This window comes from Paracoccus homiensis (assembly GCF_900111675.1).
Classification (GTDB): Bacteria; Pseudomonadota; Alphaproteobacteria; order Rhodobacterales; family Rhodobacteraceae; genus Paracoccus; species Paracoccus homiensis.
This window is the reverse complement of the sequence record NZ_FOHO01000003.1, coordinates 317,956-335,211: the sequence shown is the minus strand read 5'-3', so window position 1 is coordinate 335,211 and position 17,256 is coordinate 317,956. Positions and strand designations below refer to the sequence as shown.

Annotated in this window: 17 protein-coding genes; 4 read left to right on the top strand and 13 right to left on the bottom strand. The window is 63.4% G+C overall.

The window, feature by feature from the left end:
* Nucleotides 1-3: 3 nt before the first annotated feature.
* The 5 genes from dacB to BMX67_RS06290 form a co-directional block, all read right to left on the bottom strand.
* Nucleotides 4-1,422 carry a D-alanyl-D-alanine carboxypeptidase/D-alanyl-D-alanine endopeptidase gene (gene dacB / locus BMX67_RS06310; RefSeq protein WP_245739235.1) on the bottom strand — a complete coding sequence of 473 codons (1,419 nt, stop codon included), beginning with the start codon at nt 1,420-1,422 and terminating at the stop codon, nt 4-6.
* Nucleotides 1,419-2,030, bottom strand: coding sequence for a nicotinate-nucleotide adenylyltransferase (locus tag BMX67_RS06305; protein WP_090733545.1), 612 nt, complete (start codon nt 2,028-2,030; stop codon nt 1,419-1,421). Before BMX67_RS06305 ends, dacB begins: the two co-directional genes overlap by 4 nt.
* A 65-nt stretch (nt 2,031-2,095) precedes the next feature.
* On the bottom strand, nt 2,096-3,097 hold the full coding sequence (locus BMX67_RS06300; protein WP_090733366.1) for a GGDEF domain-containing protein: 1,002 nt from the start codon (nt 3,095-3,097) through the stop codon (nt 2,096-2,098).
* The gene (locus BMX67_RS06295) at nt 3,094-3,651 is read right to left on the bottom strand and encodes a heme NO-binding domain-containing protein (protein WP_139206460.1); all 558 of its coding nucleotides are present in this window, start codon (nt 3,649-3,651) and stop codon (nt 3,094-3,096) included. Before BMX67_RS06295 ends, BMX67_RS06300 begins: the two co-directional genes overlap by 4 nt.
* Before the next feature lie 58 nt (nt 3,652-3,709).
* Complete coding sequence (locus tag BMX67_RS06290) at nt 3,710-4,000, bottom strand: DUF3572 domain-containing protein (RefSeq protein WP_090733363.1); 291 nt, start codon at nt 3,998-4,000, stop codon at nt 3,710-3,712.
* 114 nt (nt 4,001-4,114) lie between these two features.
* Here BMX67_RS06290 and BMX67_RS06285 point away from each other — a divergent pair, with 114 nt between their 5' ends.
* The 3 genes from BMX67_RS06285 (at nt 4,115) to BMX67_RS06275 (ending at nt 6,680) form a co-directional block, all read left to right on the top strand.
* Nucleotides 4,115-5,500: a diguanylate cyclase gene (locus tag BMX67_RS06285; protein ID WP_090733361.1), complete on the top strand. Its 1,386-nt coding sequence runs from the start codon at nt 4,115-4,117 to the stop codon at nt 5,498-5,500.
* 95 nt (nt 5,501-5,595) lie between these two features.
* The gene (locus tag BMX67_RS06280) at nt 5,596-5,997 is read left to right on the top strand and encodes a DUF983 domain-containing protein (RefSeq protein WP_090733360.1); all 402 of its coding nucleotides are present in this window, start codon (nt 5,596-5,598) and stop codon (nt 5,995-5,997) included.
* The gene (locus tag BMX67_RS06275) at nt 5,994-6,680 is read left to right on the top strand and encodes an NUDIX hydrolase (RefSeq protein WP_090733358.1); all 687 of its coding nucleotides are present in this window, start codon (nt 5,994-5,996) and stop codon (nt 6,678-6,680) included. The genes BMX67_RS06280 and BMX67_RS06275 overlap by 4 nt, the downstream gene beginning before the upstream one ends.
* On the opposite strand, the gene BMX67_RS06270 is transcribed toward BMX67_RS06275, so the two are convergent.
* The 8 genes from BMX67_RS06270 to BMX67_RS06235 all read right to left on the bottom strand — a co-directional run bounded on the left by BMX67_RS06270 (nt 6,677) and on the right by BMX67_RS06235 (nt 16,064).
* Complete coding sequence (locus BMX67_RS06270; RefSeq protein ID WP_090733355.1) at nt 6,677-7,447, bottom strand: enoyl-CoA hydratase-related protein; 771 nt, start codon at nt 7,445-7,447, stop codon at nt 6,677-6,679. The genes BMX67_RS06275 and BMX67_RS06270 overlap by 4 nt on opposite strands.
* Before the next feature lie 66 nt (nt 7,448-7,513).
* Complete coding sequence (locus BMX67_RS06265; protein WP_090733353.1) at nt 7,514-7,972, bottom strand: cytochrome c-type biogenesis protein; 459 nt, start codon at nt 7,970-7,972, stop codon at nt 7,514-7,516.
* Nucleotides 7,969-9,930 carry a heme lyase CcmF/NrfE family subunit gene (locus BMX67_RS06260; protein WP_090733352.1) on the bottom strand — a complete coding sequence of 654 codons (1,962 nt, stop codon included), beginning with the start codon at nt 9,928-9,930 and terminating at the stop codon, nt 7,969-7,971. The genes BMX67_RS06265 and BMX67_RS06260 overlap by 4 nt, the downstream gene beginning before the upstream one ends.
* Before the next feature lie 89 nt (nt 9,931-10,019).
* Nucleotides 10,020-10,562 carry a holin family protein gene (locus tag BMX67_RS06255; RefSeq protein WP_090733350.1) on the bottom strand — a complete coding sequence of 181 codons (543 nt, stop codon included), beginning with the start codon at nt 10,560-10,562 and terminating at the stop codon, nt 10,020-10,022.
* Nucleotides 10,553-11,164, bottom strand: coding sequence for a holin-associated N-acetylmuramidase (locus tag BMX67_RS06250; protein ID WP_090733349.1), 612 nt, complete (start codon nt 11,162-11,164; stop codon nt 10,553-10,555). The genes BMX67_RS06255 and BMX67_RS06250 overlap by 10 nt, the downstream gene beginning before the upstream one ends.
* A 159-nt stretch (nt 11,165-11,323) precedes the next feature.
* Nucleotides 11,324-11,773: a cytochrome c maturation protein CcmE gene (gene ccmE, locus BMX67_RS06245; protein ID WP_090733544.1), complete on the bottom strand. Its 450-nt coding sequence runs from the start codon at nt 11,771-11,773 to the stop codon at nt 11,324-11,326.
* Nucleotides 11,774-11,793: 20 nt separating this feature from the next.
* On the bottom strand, nt 11,794-12,606 hold the full coding sequence (locus BMX67_RS06240; protein ID WP_090733347.1) for a glutamate racemase: 813 nt from the start codon (nt 12,604-12,606) through the stop codon (nt 11,794-11,796).
* Nucleotides 12,607-12,674: 68 nt separating this feature from the next.
* Entirely contained in the window at nt 12,675-16,064 is a 3,390-nt protein-coding gene (locus BMX67_RS06235) for an indolepyruvate ferredoxin oxidoreductase family protein (RefSeq protein WP_090733346.1), read from the bottom strand.
* 162 nt (nt 16,065-16,226) lie between these two features.
* Here BMX67_RS06235 and BMX67_RS06230 point away from each other — a divergent pair, with 162 nt between their 5' ends.
* On the top strand, nt 16,227-17,141 hold the full coding sequence (locus tag BMX67_RS06230) for a LysR family transcriptional regulator (protein WP_090733345.1): 915 nt from the start codon (nt 16,227-16,229) through the stop codon (nt 17,139-17,141).
* Nucleotides 17,142-17,256 lie beyond the last annotated feature (115 nt).

Below are 17,256 nucleotides of genomic sequence, written 5' to 3'. Positions count from 1 at the left end.
CGGTTAGCCCAGCCGGGCCACCCATGATTCGATCAGCCCGTGTTGCAGCAATTTCGCATCACGGGTCCAGCCGATGACGCCTGCGGGCAGATCCTGCCCCAACGTCGCCGCATGCCGCGCGCCATCGGTGCACAGAACGGCAAAGGCCATCGTGGTCCCGTCCGGTGCATTGGCGTAACCCGCAAGGTTGGAAACGAAGTTCAATGTCCCGGTCTTGGCGCGCACTTCTGCGGTGCCGTTCGCGGATTTTCCCAATGTCTCGCGCAGCGGGTCAGGCTTCAGGATATCTTCCAGCCCCGCCTGCCGCGCGGGCCCGCTCAGCAGCCGGACCATCGACAGAGCCGTCACCCGGCTTTGCGCGCTCAGCCCCGAGTGATCGGCAAGGTGGAACCCCTCACCCAGCCCCTGCCCGGCCAGCCAATCCTGCATCGCCCGGGCCGATCCGCGCAGATCCCGCGCCTTGCTGGCATGCAGGCCCACAACCTCGGCGGTCAGGTTGGTGGAATATGTCAGCATGTCCTGCAGAATCTGACGCAAAGGCACGCTGCGATGTTCCGCAATCTCGTCGCCCGCGGGAAGGGTCTCGATCACTTCGGGCGTGGGCAGGACCAGCCCCCTGGCGCGGCACAGCGTCTGAAACACGTCGCCCGCGTATAGTTCAGGCCGCCGCACCGGCAACCAGCGACTGCCGGCGCGTCCCATCGCCTGACGCGACACGGTCCATTCCTCGCGACCGTTGCGGTCCTGATAGGTGAACAACTGGTTCTGGTTCGCAGGCTGGGCCGTCACCGTATAGGCGCGCGGCGAATTCGAAGATGCCCGCGCCTCAAGCGACATCTGATAGCCGCTGTCCTGCCGCCGCCACCCCAGATGCACCCGGTTGAAGTTCAGGATGATCCCCGAAATCGCCGGATTATAGGCGACGTGGTCGGCCTGCGCTGGCGCGATCTCGGACATGCGCGGCAGGGCACCGCCCCAGACGGCGAACCGCTGCGGGCTTTGACGGCCTGTTGCGACCAGCCTGTCGGCCAGCGCGGCCAGATGATCGGTGGTCAGGACCGGATCGCCGCCCCCGACCAGCACCAGCATGTCACCCGTATCCAGAATGCGCGTGCGGAACCTGTGCGCCGCGCCCAGACGATCCAGCGCATAGGTGGCCGTCACGACCTTCAGGATACTGGCCGGAGGCGTCGGCGCCCCTGCCGATCCTTCGTCCAGAACCGCACCCGTATCGGGGTCCATCACCGCATAGGCCACCCGCCCCGGCAATCCGGCGCGCGCGATCAGGCCGTCGGCATCCAGAACCGGACGGGTGGGCGGGCGCTTGGCCATCCCAGTATCCTGCTGGGCCCGAACACCGGCTGCAGCCGACAGCCAGGCGGCACCACCCAGAATGATCGCGCGGCGGGAAAAGACGGTCATCTCGGCTCTCCTGAACTTTGGTCACCGCGGCGGATCGCGGTCGAGGACAGCGGCGACATCGGCAGGTTGATCTGCACCCAGGCGGGCGGCGGAACATCGCCCAGCATGCCGGCCCCGGCCTCGGGCAGTCGCCAGGGGCGCAGGATCGTCGCGGCACGGGATTGGCGTGCCGCAAGCCGTGTGCCCGGACGGGCCAGCACGCCGATCGGCACCGTCTGCGCGATGTCGCGCCAGCGATCCCACTGATCGAACTGAACCAGATTGTCCGACCCCATCAGCCAGACGAACCGCACCCCGCGATAATGCTGCCGCAGCAGGGCGATGCTGTCTGCGGTCATGCGCGTGCCCAGCCGCGCTTCCAGATCGGTGACAACGATACGCGGGTTCTGCACCAGCTCGCGACAGGCCGCCAGCCGATCCGACAGCGGCGCGGGACCGCGGGTCTTCAGCGGGTTTCCGGGCGACACCAGCCACCAGACGCGGTCCAGCCGAAATCGCTGCAACGCGACCTCGGAAATCTGCAGATGTCCGGCATGCGGCGGATCGAACGACCCGCCCAGCAAGCCGATCCGCATGCCAGGCACGGCTATGGGAAACTCGCGTGTCATGGCGCTGCCATAAGCCAAGCCCCGGCCAAAGCCAATTCCCCTGTTGGTACCATCGCCCCACCAGCCTAGGGCTGATCGTGGAAACTGACCCGCCCCCGTCCGGCATGTTTGGACCGATACAGCGCCGCATCCGCATCGCCCAGCATCTGGTTGGCATCCGGTTGGGCATAGCAGCGCGAGGTCACCACCCCGACGCTGGCCGAAACGCGACAGACGTGATCTTCGATCGTGACCGGCTGCTCGATCACCGAAATGATGCGACGCCCCAGCCGTTCCAACGCGGGCTGATCGACGAATCCCCGCAGCAGCAGGACGAACTCATCGCCGCCGATCCGCGCTGCGCAATCCTCGCTGCGGATCTCGCGCCGCAGGACCTTTGCGACATGGCGCAACATCTCATCGCCCGCAGCGTGGCCCAGATGGTCGTTGATCTGCTTGAACCGGTCCAGATCCAGCTGAACGATGGCGAACCCGCCATCGGCCCGCGGATCCGTCGCACCACGGGTCGAGGCGATCGCGGCATCAAGTGCCATCTGCAACCCGCGCCGGTTCTGCAAGCCGGTCAGCACATCGGTATGGGCCTGCGCCTCGGCGTGATCGCGCGCGGCCTCCAGCCGTCTGTTGAACACCGACAACTCATGCATCACACCGCGATTGGCCTCGAACAGGAACAGCAGTTCCATCGCCAGATCGGTCGCGGCAAAATCATTCGCGGTCAGACCCAGTTGCGCCACGGCATCGCCCAGATGGATGCCGAAACCCAGATTGACCAGATACTGCCCGGCGGGCAACGGCGCGACCTGTGCACGCAGCGTCAGAACCGGTTCGGCAAAACTGCGCAGAACCAGCCGATCACCGGATTTCGCAACCTTGGCCAGGGCTTGCGGCAGGTCCATGTCCTTGACCGGCCGTTGCACCGACAGCAGCTTGCCAAGATCGGCGTCATCCTGTGGCAGCAACTTGCGCGCCGTCGGTCCCGCCGCGATCACGCGCCCGGCCGCGTCCACGATCACATGCATCGGCAGGACCCGGTCCATCGCCGTCAGGGGCAGGTTCAGTCCGCTCATGCCAACCCCTCGCGCAGGATGCCGGCACCCAGATGAAAATCGCGCGCCTCGGCGAAACAATCATCCGAAACCTGCACCGCGATTCCGTCAGGTTCGACCCAGATAAGGCCAAGGGCGCCATAGTCATCGGCCATGACCCGGACCACCCCTGCGATGGCGTGGATCCATTCGGGGTCGCGCCGCCGAACCAGAATGCGCAGCACCTCATCTTCGGTCACGACAGTCATGCCCGGCATCTTCAGGTCGGGGACCACCATCCGCGTGTAATCCGGCAGATCGACGATATTCTGAAGAAAATCCTTGAAATCGCGCCCCGAGAATCGCAGCAACCGTCGCATAGGTTCCAACCGCGCCAGCCACGCGCCCAGATCTTCCCACATCTCGACATAGGGTTTGCGCAATTCCCCGGACGCGGCATGCATGACCTTTTGACCATGCGTTTCATCGTCGCTTGTCATCCGGTGCCGGGATGCGGTCGCTACCTTGGTCCAGACATCTGAACCATAGTTGGCGATAATGAATTCTTCGATCGCTCTTTGAACCAGTCTGTGCATGTCCACCTCTTGCGCGACATGCAAGTTAGCAGCGATCCTTTAACAAAGCGGAAACGGCTCAGTCCGGCTGCCAGCCATAGCTGCCGGGCCCGGCAAGCGCGGTTCTGGCGCTGACGACCTGTTCGGGGCGCAACGATTGTTGCGCGGCAAAGGCCAGGATGCGCTGATCGTCCTCGCACAGGAAATCCAGAACATGACGCAGGAAATCGGGGTCCCGCGCCGCCTGCCGCAACGCATCCGGCGCGATACCGCTGGCGGCCAGCAATTGCGCGACCATTTCTTCATCGCTGGCAAGGAATACCAGGGCTTGCAGGGCCAGATCCTCGGCTGCGGCGGTCGAAAAGCTCATATCATGTCTCGTGACGTCTGAAAGTTACGAAGAGTTAACGCTTGGAAACACTTTTTTAACATCTTTGGGCAACTCTCAATCCCGGAGCAGGCAAAGAAAAGGGCGCAGCGAACAATGTCGGCACGCATCCTTGTTGCAGATGGCGTGGCCACCAGTCGCATCCGCTTGAAGGTGCGGCTGACGTCGGCATGCTATGACGTCACCACCACCGGCACCGCCGAGGATCTTTTGCGGATGGCCCGTGAAACGCGTCCTGCGCTGGTGATTCTTGGTCGTGGGCTGGATGATCCCCACCCGATCCAACTGTGCCACAGGTTTTCGCAGGACCCCGATTTCGCGAATATTCCGGTGCTGATGATGACCGACCCGGCCTCGCGGGTGGATGCGCTGCGGGCGGGGGCGACGGCCGTGCTGGACGCCAATGTGTCGGAACTGATGCTGCTGGCGCGGGTGCGTGGGTTGCTGCGCGATGCCGATCGTGCCGAAGATCCCGGCTTTGCCATGGCCGAGGCCCAGGCCAGCTTCGAATCGGCCCGTCCCCTGATTGCGCTGATCGCCGACAACCCGGCCCGCGCCATCGCATGGCGCAGGCTTCTGGCACAGAACCTGTCCTATCGCTTTCAGACAATGGACACCGAAGAGGCATTGGGCAGCGCCGCCGATCGCGGGGTCGATCTGTATCTGATCGCCGCCGACATCCAGAATCACGGCGACGGGCTTCGACTTCTTTCGGAACTGCGCTCGCGTCCGGGGTCGAAGAACGCGGGTTTCATCATTGCCACCTCATCGGAACGGCAGGACATGGAATCCATTGCCCTCGACCTTGGCGCGGGCGAGATCCTGCCGCTGGATCTGAACCCGCCGGGCCGGGTCGAGGTTGCGGCCCTTGCCCTTCAGGCACAGCTTGCACGCAAGAAACGCGCCGATTCCCGCCGGGCCGAGGCGCGCCGGAACATGATGCTTGCAATAACCGACCCGCTGACGGGGCTCTACAATCGTCGCTTCGCCCTGCCCCGACTGGCCGAGATCGCCGAAGCCGCAACCGGGGCGCGGTCCAGCTTTGCCCTGCTTGCGCTGGATCTGGATCGTTTCAAGGCCGTGAACGACAACCACGGCCATGCTGCAGGCGACGCGGTGTTGCGGCATGTCGCGCAATGCCTGACGCATCATGTCGGGCCCGACGGGCTGACCGCGCGCATGGGCGGCGAAGAGTTCCTGATCGCGCTGCCCCACCACGACCAGACTCAGGCCTTTCGCTGCGCCGAGGCCATTCGTCAGCACATCGCCGCGTCGCCGGTGACGCTGCCGGGGGCGAATGGCGGCATGACAATCACTGCGACGCTGTCCATCGGCGTCGCCGTCGCCGAGGGTGCCGCGTGGCATCTGCCGCCCGAGGATCTTGCCGACATGATCCAGGAACGCGCCGACCGCGCCCTACTGACGGCCAAATCCATGGGTCGCAACAAGGTCATGCTGTCACAGGCCGAACGCGCGGCATAAGCGCACAGGGCTGGCCCCGTGGACGCGGATCGCCTATGTTTGCGGCAGATGACGTGATCGTGGTGGGCTGCGGGCCCGGAAGTCGAGGACAGGACATGACCGATCTGGCAGAATCGCAGGAACGCGCAACCGGCCCGGCCATGCGTCGCGGCGCCTTGGGACGCTGCCCCTCTTGCGGGCAGGGGCGGCTTTTCTCGGCGTTTCTCAAGGTCGCGGATCACTGCCCCAATTGCGGCGAAGAACTGCACCATCAGCGCGCGGATGACGGTCCTGCCTATCTGACCATCCTGATCGTTTCGCATCTGGGCGCACCGCTGTTGCTGGCGTGCTATATCGCGTGGAGGCCCTCGGCAATGACCATGATCCTCAGCTTCGGCATCGGGGCCATTGTGTTGTCGATGCTGCTGCTGCCGCGGATCAAGGGGGCCATGGTCGGCCTGCAATGGGCGCGGCGCATGCACGGGTTTGGCGGCGCACCGGATCACGCGACGATATGACCGATCAACCGATCCGCGATGCCGCGACCATGATCCTGCTGCGACGCGGATCGGAAGGCCCTTCGGTCCTGATGGGAATGCGCGGCGCTAAGGCCGCCTTCATGCCCTCGAAATACGTGTTCCCGGGCGGCGCCGTCGATCCTGATGACGGCGCGGCCCCCCTTGCCGCCATGCCAAGCCCCGAAAACGTGGCCCGGATCATGTCCGAGCCGCGCGATGGCGTGACCGTCTCACCCGGCGCCATCGCGGCGGCGGGCCTGCGCGAACTGGTCGAGGAAACCGGCCTGATGATCGGCAAGCCCGGCGATAGCCGCAATCCTTGGCCCGGCTACGGTGACAGCGGGCTGCTGCCCGACGCGTCGCAGATGCACTATATCTTTCGCGCGATCACGCCGCCGGGACGACCGCGCCGCTTCGATGCCTATTTCTTTCTGGCCGATGCCGACCAGATCACCGGCGATCGGGACGATTTCAGCCGCGCCTGCGATGAGCTGTCGCATCTGCACTGGGTGCCGCTGGCCAAGGCCCGTGCGCTTGACCTGCCCTTCATCACCGAGGTCGTGCTGGCCGAGGTCGCGCAACTGGTCGCGACGGTCGGCCCGCACGACCCGCTGCCACTGCCCCGGACGGTGCCGTTCTTCGACAATCGCGGCCCCGTCCCTAGGTTCTCGCAGATCGCCTAGCTGCCGGTAAAGCTGGGCTTTCGCTTTTGCAGAAAGGCCATCACTCCTTCGCGGAAATCACTGCTGCGACCGGCCTGACCCTGCAATCTTGCCTCAAGCTGCAATTGGGCATCCAGATCGTTGTCGAACGACGCGGTCAGGGCCTGTCGGATACCGTTATAGGCAAGGGTCGGACCGCCGGCCAGATGACGCGCCCGCGCGGCGACCGTTTCGGCGAATTCATCATCCGGCAGCGCCTGCCAGATCAGCCCCCAATCCGCCGCCTGCCTGGCGGGGATGCTGTCGGCGAACAGCATCATCCCCATCGCCCGGGCCGTGCCCACGGCGCGCGGAATGGCCCAGGTGCCGCCCGCATCGGGGATCAGGCCGATCCGCGTGAAAGCCTGGATAAAGCTTGCGCTTTCGGCCGCGATGACAACATCCGCGACCAGCGCAAGATTGGCCCCGGCCCCGGCAGCGACGCCGTTGACCGCCGCGATCACCGGCACCGGGCAATTGCGCACCGCATGCAGCATGGGTTCGTATTCGTTGCGAAGCGTCGCTTCCATATCGGTCGCAGCCGAGGCATCGCCAAGATCCTGACCCGAACAAAAGCCGCGTCCCGATCCCGTCATCACGACACAGCGCACATCATCCGACAACGTGGTCAGCGCCTGCGTGATCTCGGCCCGCATCTGCCGGTTCAGCGCGTTCATCACGTCGGGACGGTTCAGGATCAGCGTGCCGACGCCCTCGGACAGGTTGAACTGGATCGTTTCGTAGCTCATGGATCTCCCCTCTCTTTTCAGGGGCATCATGGCCAAAATTCGAAGGCGTGAAAGAACGACCCTGCGTCAGTCGCGCATCAGTTCGTCCAGCCGCTTCTGTTCATCCTCGGTCAGTTGCGCCCGCGGGCTGACAACCTGCGCCCGGTTTCGCATGAAGCGCCAGGCGACGATCAGCGCGATCAATGCCATCAGCGGCCCCGCCAGCCACAGGATCACATTACCGCCCGTGGCGCGAGGCTCGAACAGCACGAACTCGCCAAAGCGGTCGACGACGGCGTCGATCACCTCGTCATTGTCGTCGCCCTCGACCAGCCGTTCCCGGACATATAGACGCAGATCGCGGCTGATCGCGGCATTCGATTCATCGATATTCTCGCCCTGACACACCGGACAGCGCAATTTCTGCGAAATCTGGCGGGCGCGCGCCTCTAGTCCGGCATCGGACAGAACCTCGTCGGGCTGAACCGCCAGAACCGACATGGGCATGGTCATCAACAGGGTCAGGATCAGGGCCAGCCGTTTCATTCCGCAGGCACCGCCTTGACCGGGGCGCGACGTGCGCCCGCGGCGACACGGTAACGCCGGTCCGACAGGCTGATCAGCCCGCCAAGCGCCATCAGGATACAGCCAAGCCAGATCCAGTTCGCGAAGGGTTTGACATAGCTGCGCACCGCCCAGCCCCCGCCGGCCTGCGCATCCCCGATCACCAGATAGATGTCACGGAAGATGCCATTGTTGATCGCCGCCTCGGTCGTGGGCATGGCCTGAACCGGGTAGACCCGCTTTTCGGGAAACAGCGTCGCGACGGTCCGCCCGTGTCGCGCCACATCCATCCGCGCCATGGTCGACACATAGTTCGGCCCCTGCACCTCATCCACCGCCCGCAGGGTGATCTGATAACCCGACACCTCGAAGGGCTGGTCGATCCGCGCAACGCGAATATCCTCGGTCTGCCACGCGGTCAGCAGGCCGACGCCGATGAAGGTCACGCCCAGCCCGGCATGGGCGACCGCCTTGCCCCAATCCGCACGCGGCAGACGCCACAGTCGCGACAGTCCGGAATTTCCGGTCCGGTGAACCAGATCCGCGGCCGAGCCCAGGATCAGCCACACGCCCAGCCCCGCCCCGATCACCGCAATCGCGCTGCGCCCGGTCGAAACCGCATAGATCAACAGCATCGCCGCTGCCGTCAGCAGCAATGGCATCCGCAGCGGCCGCAGGCTGCGCGACAGCACGGCCCGTTTCCACGGCATGATCGCCCCGAAGGGCAGCGCAACGGCCAGCACGATCATGAAGGGCGTGAAGGCCTTGTTGAAGAATGGCGGCCCGACCGACAGCTTGCGATCCCACATCAGCTCCGCGAACAGCGGCCACATCGTTCCGACAAAGACCACGAAGGCCGACACCGCCAGCAACACGTTGTTCAGCACCAGCGCCCCTTCACGCGACACCGGCTGGAACACGCCCTTGGCCGTCATCTCGCCCGCGCGGGCGGCATAAAGGGTCAGACCGCCGCCCGTGAACACCGCCAGAATACCAAGAATGAACACACCCCGCGCCGGGTCGCTGGCAAAGCTGTGGACCGAGGTGATGACCCCCGAACGCACGATGAAGGTCCCGATCATCGAAAACCCGAACGCCATGATCGCCAGCAGGATCGTCCAGCTTTTCAGCGCCTCGCGCTTTTCGACGACAATGGCCGAATGCAGCAGCGCCGCCGCCAGAAGCCAGGGCATGAAGCTGGCATTCTCGACCGGATCCCAGAACCAGAAACCGCCCCAGCCAAGCTCGTAATAGGCCCACCATGACCCAAGCGCGATCCCGATGGTCAGAAACAGCCAGGCCGCAAGCGTCCAGGGCCGCACCCAACGTGCCCAGGCCGCGTCCACCCGCCCCTCGATCAGGGCGGCGATGGCAAAGCTGAACGCCATCGAAAGCCCGACATAGCCCAGATACAGGAAGGGCGGATGAAAAGCCAAACCCGGATCCTGCAATAACGGGTTCAGGTCGCGCCCGTCGAAAGGCGGCGTCTGCAACCGCAGAAACGGGTTCGACGTAAAGATGATGAAGGCATAGAACGCCGCCCCGATCGAGGCCTGCACCGCCAGCACGCGCGCCCGCAGCGTCGGCGGCAGATTTCCCCCGATGGCCGCCGCCGCGGCACCGAACAGCGCCAGGATCAGCACCCACAGCAGCATCGACCCCTCGTGATTGCCCCAGACGCCGCTGATCTTGTAGATCATGGGCTTGGCCGTATGCGAATTCTCATAGACCAGCTTCAGCGAAAAATCCGAGGTCACAAAAGCCACGGTCAAGGCCGCAAAGGACAGCGCCGTCAGCCCGAACTGCGCAAGCGCCGCTGGCCGGGCGCTGTCCATCCAGCCCAACCAGCCCTTCGAAGCGCCGATCATCGGCACGATCATCTGATAGATCGCTACGGCAAATGCCAGCAGCAACGCGAAATGGCCGAATTCTGCGATCATCGGGGCCCTCCAATGCCGCGCAGCATAGGGATATGGAAAAAGGGGGGAAAGTCCCCCCTTGGCCTCATCCTGTCAGTTTTGCGTGTGACCTATTCGCGCAGCATCGCCACCCAGTCGCGCAACGCGGCATTGTCGGCGAAATCGTCATCCGGGCGCGCGATCAATCCGCGCGGCGCGGCTTCGGGCGTCGCTTGGGCGGTGGCCGGCGTTTCGGAAACGATCCGTGCCGGCCAGACACGATGGCGAAAATGATGTGCCTCTCGGGCACCAAAGTAAAAACCGACGATCGCGCCCAAAAGCCACCACAAGGGCTCGGGCACCTGTTGCAGCCCTTCCATCCGTGCGCCGAAGCCAACAGGTTCGATCATCGCATAGATGAACAGCGCCATCGTCCCAAGCGCAAGCATCGGTCGCGGCAACCGGTTCAAACCATCGACCAGACGGTCGAAAAAACCTGTCCTGACCACCTGCGATTCAAGACCCAACTGGCCGATGGCGCGGGCATAAGCCTCTTCTTGCAGTTCCATCTTGCGGGTGGCGTTCTGGGTGAACACCTCGGCCATGCCCGTCGCCGCACTGCCAAGCGCCGTGACACCCTGGCCGAATCCCAGAAAACGGTCGATCATGCCCATTTGGCGGTCCTTTCGCGATGCTCGGCTGCCGTCAGATGATAGCGCGGCGAGATGAACTCCTCCGCGCGGGTGATCCAGCCACCCTTGCCGCCCGCCTTCGTCCTGGCGTATTTGCGGCTCGCGGGACGCTGATCGGCGAGCGAATAGTAATAGTTGCGCCGCGCGATCCCGTAGGCATCCGCGAAATGCAGCGGCGCCGCCTCGGCAGCGGCGCTTGCCGCCGCGATGGTCTGTGGCCCGACCGCGCCATCCGCCGTCGCGGCAAACCCCATGCGCGAGGTCAGCCGTTGCAGGATCTTCACCGCATTGGTTCCGGCATTGACATACATGTCGAAAACGCTGGCCTGCACCGGCGCCGGCAACTCTGCCAGCCGCGGCTTGCGGAAATAATGCTCGACAAAAATATCCTCGGCCTGATCGCGGGTCAGCGCCTTTACATCGGCCACATCGACCCGACCGTCACGGTTCAGGTCAAGACCAAGGGATCTCATCGTCCCGATGGTCACCCCGAAATTGGTCGCGCCGCCGGGATCGTCAGGGTCGTTCACATAGCCGCCTTCGCGGGCCACGATACCGCGCGCGATCTCTTCGACTGTTGGCATGTCGCTTACCCTCATGACCGCCGCGCATCTGCGGCAAGGACATGCAGGCTGGGCGAGTTCGGTTAACCCGCCGTTAACCTTCCGCGCGTTGCCGTTGCCAAAGCGCGTGACAGCGGGGGTCCGGGGGCCGGCCCCCGGCCGTCGCGGGACGCAATCAGATCAGCTGTTCGGATCCTGATAGACGCCGGTTTCCTTCAACGTATCAACCACTTCGCGCGGCATATAGGTTTCGTCATGCTTGGCCAGAAGATCCACGGCCTCGAACCGACCGCCCCGGTAATAGCCTTTCGCGATGGTGCCCTGCCCTTCGGTGAACAGATCGGGGCGCGGATCGCGGCCGACATAGCTGACCGGGATCTCGGCCGCGCCGTCGGTGATCACGAAATCGAACTCGACCCCGCCGCGATCGGTGATCGAGCCCTCTTTCACCAACCCGCCCAACTGAAAATACTCGTCCTCGGGCGGCGCGACCTCGCTCAGCTGCGTGGGCGAGCGGTAAAGGTTGATCCCGTCGCGCAGCGAATAGCCGATCAGCCCGGTCGCCACCGTCAGACTGACCGCGGCCGCAACCAGAACCTGTATCCGGCGACGTTTCTTCAGCGATTTCATCCCGGCCATGGCTGCCCTCCTCAGGCCGCTTCGAAATGGATCGGCTTGCGCAGAAACTGCGTGGCCTTGCCCGACACCCGCTTGGGATCACCCGTCGTCAGATAGCCAGACTGCGTGCCCGATCCGATGAACTCGGGCCGCCGCTCCAGATAGTCGGCCAGGCTTTCTGCCACCAGCCCCGCCTGACTGTAAACTGCGACATCTGGCCCCAAAGCGCGCTGAAACGCATCCTCGACCAAAGGATAATGCGTGCAGCCCAGAATCGCCGCTTCGGGGTTGGGCATCCGCCGCAGCAATGCCTCGACATGGCTGGTCACCAGGGCCTCGGCCAGAATTTCATCCCCCATTTCAATGGCATCCACGACACCACCGCAGGGTTGCGCCTCGACATCCACGCCAACGGCGCGGAAGGCCAGCTCTCGTTGAAAAGCCCGGCTGGCGACCGTGGCAGGCGTTGCAAACAAGGCGACCTGACTGACCGCGACCTTGCGGGGCGGCGAATTGTCGCCCCATTGGCGTTCGGTCAGCGCCTCGATCATGGGTACGAACACGCCCAGAACGCGCTTGTCGGCGGGCAGCCAGCTTTCCTGCATCCGGCGCAAGGCTGCGGCGCTGGCAGTGTTGCAGGCCAGGATCACCAGATCGCACCCCTCGGCCCAAAGCCGCTCGACGCCCGTGCAGGTCAGATCATAAATATCGTCGGCCGTGCGCGTGCCGTAAGGCGCATGCGCGTTGTCACCCAGATAGACCAGCGGCAGGTCCGGAAGGCGCGCCGCGATGGCCTGATGCACCGTCAGCCCGCCCAGCCCAGAATCGAAAACCCCTACCGCCATGATGCCACTCCAAATATCCGTGCGAGACCCGTTCTAGGCCGTCGCACGGAATTTGAAAATGATTCAGATCATTCAGCGGCTTCACGCATCGGTGCGCCGCCCTGACGAAACTGCTCCAACAGCTCTTCGCGGCGCAGAGCGGCTTCGGTGGCGGCCTTTTCCTTGACCGGACCGTAACCCCGCACCGTCAGAGGCAGCTCCGCCAATTCGATCGCGATCGGCAGGGTTTGCGGCGTGACTTTGGGCAGGATCTGTTTCATGTCCGCTTCGAACTGGCGGATCATCGCCCGTTCATGACGACGCTCGGCGCTGTAACCGAACGGGTCCAGCGGCGTACCGCGCAGTCCCTTCATCGCGGCCAGAACCCTGAACGCTTTCAACATCCAAGGACCGAACTGACGCTTTTTCGGGCGCCCTTCGGCATCCTTGCCCGGCAGCATCGGCGGCGCCAGATGGAAGGACAGCCTGGTGTCGCCTTCCCATGTCCGGGCGACCTGTTCGGCGGTACTCAGATGCAGGCGCGCAACCTCGTATTCGTCCTTGTAGGCCAGCAGCTTGTAATAGCCTCGCGCAACGCTTTCACGCAGATCCTGTGGCGCGACATCGACCAGCTTGCGGAACTTGCGCGACAGACCCTTGCCTTGATAACCGATCAGACGCTCGGCCCGGTAGTCAACCGGATCAACAGGCATTTCAACGACTTCTGCGGGCTTCTTCACCTGATCCGGGAAGGCAACTGCCCACCGGCCGATCTGGAACGCGCGCAGGTTTTCATCGACCTTGGCACCATTCAGGCGGATCGCATCGGCTATCGCATCATGGCTTAGCGGAATCAGTCCCTGCTGCCAGCACGCGCCCAGAACCAGCATGTTGGAATAGATCGAATCGCCCAGCATCCGCAGCGCCAGATCATTGGCGTCAAAAAAGGCGACCTTCCGCCCAAGCCGCGCCTGCAGCGACAGCTTCAACCGGTCCGAGGGCACCTGAAAATCGCGGAAGCGGGTGAAATCGCCGGTGATGATCTCGTGGTCATTGACGACGGCGCCTGTCCGGTCGGTGGTCATCAGACCGATGGTCTTGGCCCCGGCGGTCACGACCAGATCGCCCCCGATGATGCAATCGGCTTCGCCGGTGGCAACACGGATCGCGCTGATATCTTCAGGCTGGTTGGCCAGACGCAGATGGATATGAACCGCGCCGCCTTTCTGGGCCAGCCCGGCCATTTCCATCATGCCCGCCCCCTTGCCGTCGATCTGCGCGGCTTGGGCCAGAACGGCACCGATGGTCACGACGCCGGTGCCCCCGACACCTGTGATGACGATGTTATGCGTGCCTTCGATGGTCGGCAAAGCCGGCTGCGGCAAAGTCGGGATCTCAAAGGCTTCGGCCTTGGGCTTGCGCAACTTGCCCCCCTCGACGGTGACGAAACTGGGGCAGAACCCCTTCAGACAGCTGTAATCCTTGTTACAGCTGGACTGGTCGATCTGCCGCTTGCGACCAAGTTCGGTGTCATTCGGCACGATCGAAACACAGTTCGACTGGACCGAGCAATCACCGCACCCTTCGCAAACCTCGGGGTTGATCCAGACGCGCCGGTCGGGATCGGGGAACTGCCCCTTTTTGCGGCGACGACGTTTTTCGGCGGCGCAGGTCTGAATATACAGGATCGCGCTGACGCCCTTGGCGCCTTCCAACTCGCGCTGAACGGCCATCATCTCGGCGCGTTCCTCGAAACGCAGACCCGACGGGAACTGCTTGCGGTCGACATCCTCTTTCTCGTCATAGACGACGATGACGGGATCGACGCCCATCGCGGTCAGTTCGCGGGCGATCTGCGGCGCTGTCAGATCGCCTTCATTCGGCTGGCCGCCGGTCATGGCGACGGCGTCGTTATACAGGATCTTGTAGGTGATATTCGTCTTGGCCGCGACCGCGGCGCGGATCGCCAAAGACCCAGAATGATTATAAGTTCCGTCGCCAAGGTTTTGAAAAACATGGTCTCTTGTGCTGAACGGAGCCTCGCCAACCCAGTTCGCGCCTTCGCCCCCCATATGGGTGAAGCCTTCGGTCTCGCGCCCCATCCACTGAACCATGTAGTGGCAGCCGATCCCGGCATAGGCACGGCTGCCCTCGGGCAGACGGGTCGAGCTGTTATGCGGGCATCCCGAACAGAACCACGGCGTCCGGGTCGCGATTTCGGGCGCGTTGTCGTTGCGGCGCACCTCGGTCAGGCGGGCAAGTCCCGCCTTGATATGTTCGGTGCCGCGCCCCTCTTCGATCAGGATGCCGCCGATCTTCTGGGCAATCATCACCGGATCCAGCGCATAGCGGGTCGGGAACAGTTCCTCGCCGGTGCGATCATGCTTCCAGCCGTGGATACGGCGACCGTGGCGATTGTCGAAGATCGCCTCTTTCAGCTGCACCTCGATAAGCTTGCGCTTTTCCTCGACGCAGATGATCAGGTCCAGATCTTCGGACCATTCCTGCATGGACTTCATGTCCAGGGGCCAGGTCTGGCCCACCTTGTAGGTGGTCAGGCCCAAACGCTCGGCTTCGGCTTCGTCGATGCCCAGCAGCGACAGCGCATGAACCAGATCCAGCCAGTTCTTGCCGGCGGCGACAAAGCCGATCTTGGCGCCCGGCTTGCCCCAATGCTTGCGGTCGATCCGGTTGGCGCGCGAGAACGCCTCGGCCGCCCACCGCTTGTAGTCGATCATCCGCGCTTCCTGCGCGACCGGGGTGTCGCCCAGACGAATGTTCAGCCCACCTTCGGGCATGGTGAAATCGGGAATGACGAATTTCAGCCGATTGGGATCGCCATCGACCACGGCGGTCGCCTCGACCGTATCCTTCATGGTCTTGAGCCCGGTCCAGACGCCCGCGAAACGCGACAGCGCAAAGCCGTAAAGACCGTAATCCAGAATTTCCTGCACACCGGCAGGCGACAGGACCGGAATATAGGCGTCGATCATCGCCCAATCGGACTGGTGCAGCACGGTCGAGCTTTCGCCCGTATGGTCATCGCCCATCGCCATGACGACGCCGCCATGTTTCGACGAGCCCGCCATATTGGCGTGGCGCATCACATCGCCCGTGCGGTCGACCCCCGGCCCCTTGCCGTACCACAGCGAATAAACGCCATCATATTTGCCTTCGCCGCGCAGTTCGGCCTGCTGACTGCCCCAGATGGCGGTTGCGGCAAGGTCTTCGTTCAGGCCAGGCTGGAACAGCACGTTCGATTCGGCCAGGCGCTTGCCCTCGCGCATCATCTGCAGATCGACACCCCCCAACGGCGATCCACGATATCCGGTGACATAACCGGCGGTATTCAGCCCTGCCGCTTTGTCGCGTGCCGCTTGCATAAGCATCAGGCGCACAAGGGCCTGGGTGCCGTTCAACAAAACGTGTGACTTCGACAGATCAAAGCGGTCGGCTAGCGAGAATTCCTGCTTGCTCATCCTGCGTCTCCTCCAAATGCCAGATGGCTTAGCTGCAAGTATAGGTCAGAATTGCTGACCGATAAAGACAAAACTCTTGTCTTGACCTCTGTGTGATGGACAGGCAGGGGAAAAGGAGATCTGCAAAAAATGCATGGCTGACCACGCAGGATTGTAATAGCTATGGACTGGGACAAGCTAAGAATATTTCACGCGGTTGCCGATGCAGGCAGCCTGACCCATGCTGGCGACACCTTGCATCTGTCACAATCGGCGGTCAGTCGGCAGGTCCGCGCCCTGGAAGAGGCTTTGGGCACGACGCTGTTTCACCGCCACGCACGCGGCCTGATTCTGACAGAACAGGGCGAATTGCTGTTTGATGCCACATCATCCATGGTGCGCAAGCTGGACAGCGCCTCGGCCCGGATCCGCGACAGCGAGGAACACGTCTTTGGAGAATTGAAGGTGACCACCGCCACGGGCTTCGGCACGCTGTGGCTGGCCCCGCGTCTTAGCAAGCTTTATCAGAAATATCCCGATCTGAAGATCGACCTGATGCTGGAAGAGCGTGTCCTGGACCTGCCCATGCGCGAGGCGGACGTCGCCATCCGTATGAAGGAACCCAGCCAGTCGGACCTGATCCGGCGGCGCCTGCTGAACATCCGCATGCGGCTTTATGCGACGCAGGATTATCTGGACAACGCCGGCACGCCGGTCGAACTGTCGGACCTGTCAAAGCACCGCCTGATCTGCCAGAAGACCGATCAGCCGCAGGTGACGGCCGGCCTGCTTCTGGTGCAAAAGCTGCTGTCGCAGAACGTCATGTCGACGTTGACGGTGAATAATTACTTCGGTGTCCTGCAAGGCGTGCTGAACCATGTCGGCATCGGGGTCCTGCCCGATTACCTGACCGCGGATTTTCCCGATCTGGTGCGCGTCTATCCCGACCTTGATTCGGATGAGGTGCCGGTCTTTCTGGCCTATCCCGAAGAACTGCGCCAAACGCGCCGCGTCGCGGCATTTCGCGACTTCATTCTTGAAGAAATTCAAGCCTATCGCCGCCATCAAAGCGAAACCCGTCTGGGCGACCGCGATTAGGCCACGCCTGCGCCCGGACGCCGCATCCATCAGCGACCGGGTGCAGCCATACCGTCACTGCATGGCCGCTATGTTGCAGATGCAGCAAGTTTTTCCTTGAAGCGTTCGCACACTG

Bases quoted from the DNA above. Each gene is read 5' to 3' on its own strand.
- dacB (WP_245739235.1), bottom strand. From the start codon at position 1,422: ATGACCGTCTTTTCCCGCCGCGCGATCATTCTGGGTGGTGCCGCCTGG.
- BMX67_RS06305 (WP_090733545.1), bottom strand. From the start codon at position 2,030: ATGACACGCGAGTTTCCCATAGCCGTGCCTGGCATGCGGATCGGCTTG.
- BMX67_RS06300 (WP_090733366.1), bottom strand. From the start codon at position 3,097: ATGAGCGGACTGAACCTGCCCCTGACGGCGATGGACCGGGTCCTGCCG.
- BMX67_RS06295 (WP_139206460.1), bottom strand. From the start codon at position 3,651: ATGCACAGACTGGTTCAAAGAGCGATCGAAGAATTCATTATCGCCAAC.
- BMX67_RS06290 (WP_090733363.1), bottom strand. From the start codon at position 4,000: ATGAGCTTTTCGACCGCCGCAGCCGAGGATCTGGCCCTGCAAGCCCTG.
- BMX67_RS06285 (WP_090733361.1), top strand. From the start codon at position 4,115: ATGTCGGCACGCATCCTTGTTGCAGATGGCGTGGCCACCAGTCGCATC.
- BMX67_RS06280 (WP_090733360.1), top strand. From the start codon at position 5,596: ATGACCGATCTGGCAGAATCGCAGGAACGCGCAACCGGCCCGGCCATG.
- BMX67_RS06275 (WP_090733358.1), top strand. From the start codon at position 5,994: ATGACCGATCAACCGATCCGCGATGCCGCGACCATGATCCTGCTGCGA.
- BMX67_RS06270 (WP_090733355.1), bottom strand. From the start codon at position 7,447: ATGAGCTACGAAACGATCCAGTTCAACCTGTCCGAGGGCGTCGGCACG.
- BMX67_RS06265 (WP_090733353.1), bottom strand. From the start codon at position 7,972: ATGAAACGGCTGGCCCTGATCCTGACCCTGTTGATGACCATGCCCATG.
- BMX67_RS06260 (WP_090733352.1), bottom strand. From the start codon at position 9,930: ATGATCGCAGAATTCGGCCATTTCGCGTTGCTGCTGGCATTTGCCGTA.
- BMX67_RS06255 (WP_090733350.1), bottom strand. From the start codon at position 10,562: ATGGGCATGATCGACCGTTTTCTGGGATTCGGCCAGGGTGTCACGGCG.
- BMX67_RS06250 (WP_090733349.1), bottom strand. From the start codon at position 11,164: ATGCCAACAGTCGAAGAGATCGCGCGCGGTATCGTGGCCCGCGAAGGC.
- ccmE (WP_090733544.1), bottom strand. From the start codon at position 11,773: ATGAAATCGCTGAAGAAACGTCGCCGGATACAGGTTCTGGTTGCGGCC.
- BMX67_RS06240 (WP_090733347.1), bottom strand. From the start codon at position 12,606: ATGGCGGTAGGGGTTTTCGATTCTGGGCTGGGCGGGCTGACGGTGCAT.
- BMX67_RS06235 (WP_090733346.1), bottom strand. From the start codon at position 16,064: ATGAGCAAGCAGGAATTCTCGCTAGCCGACCGCTTTGATCTGTCGAAG.
- BMX67_RS06230 (WP_090733345.1), top strand. From the start codon at position 16,227: ATGGACTGGGACAAGCTAAGAATATTTCACGCGGTTGCCGATGCAGGC.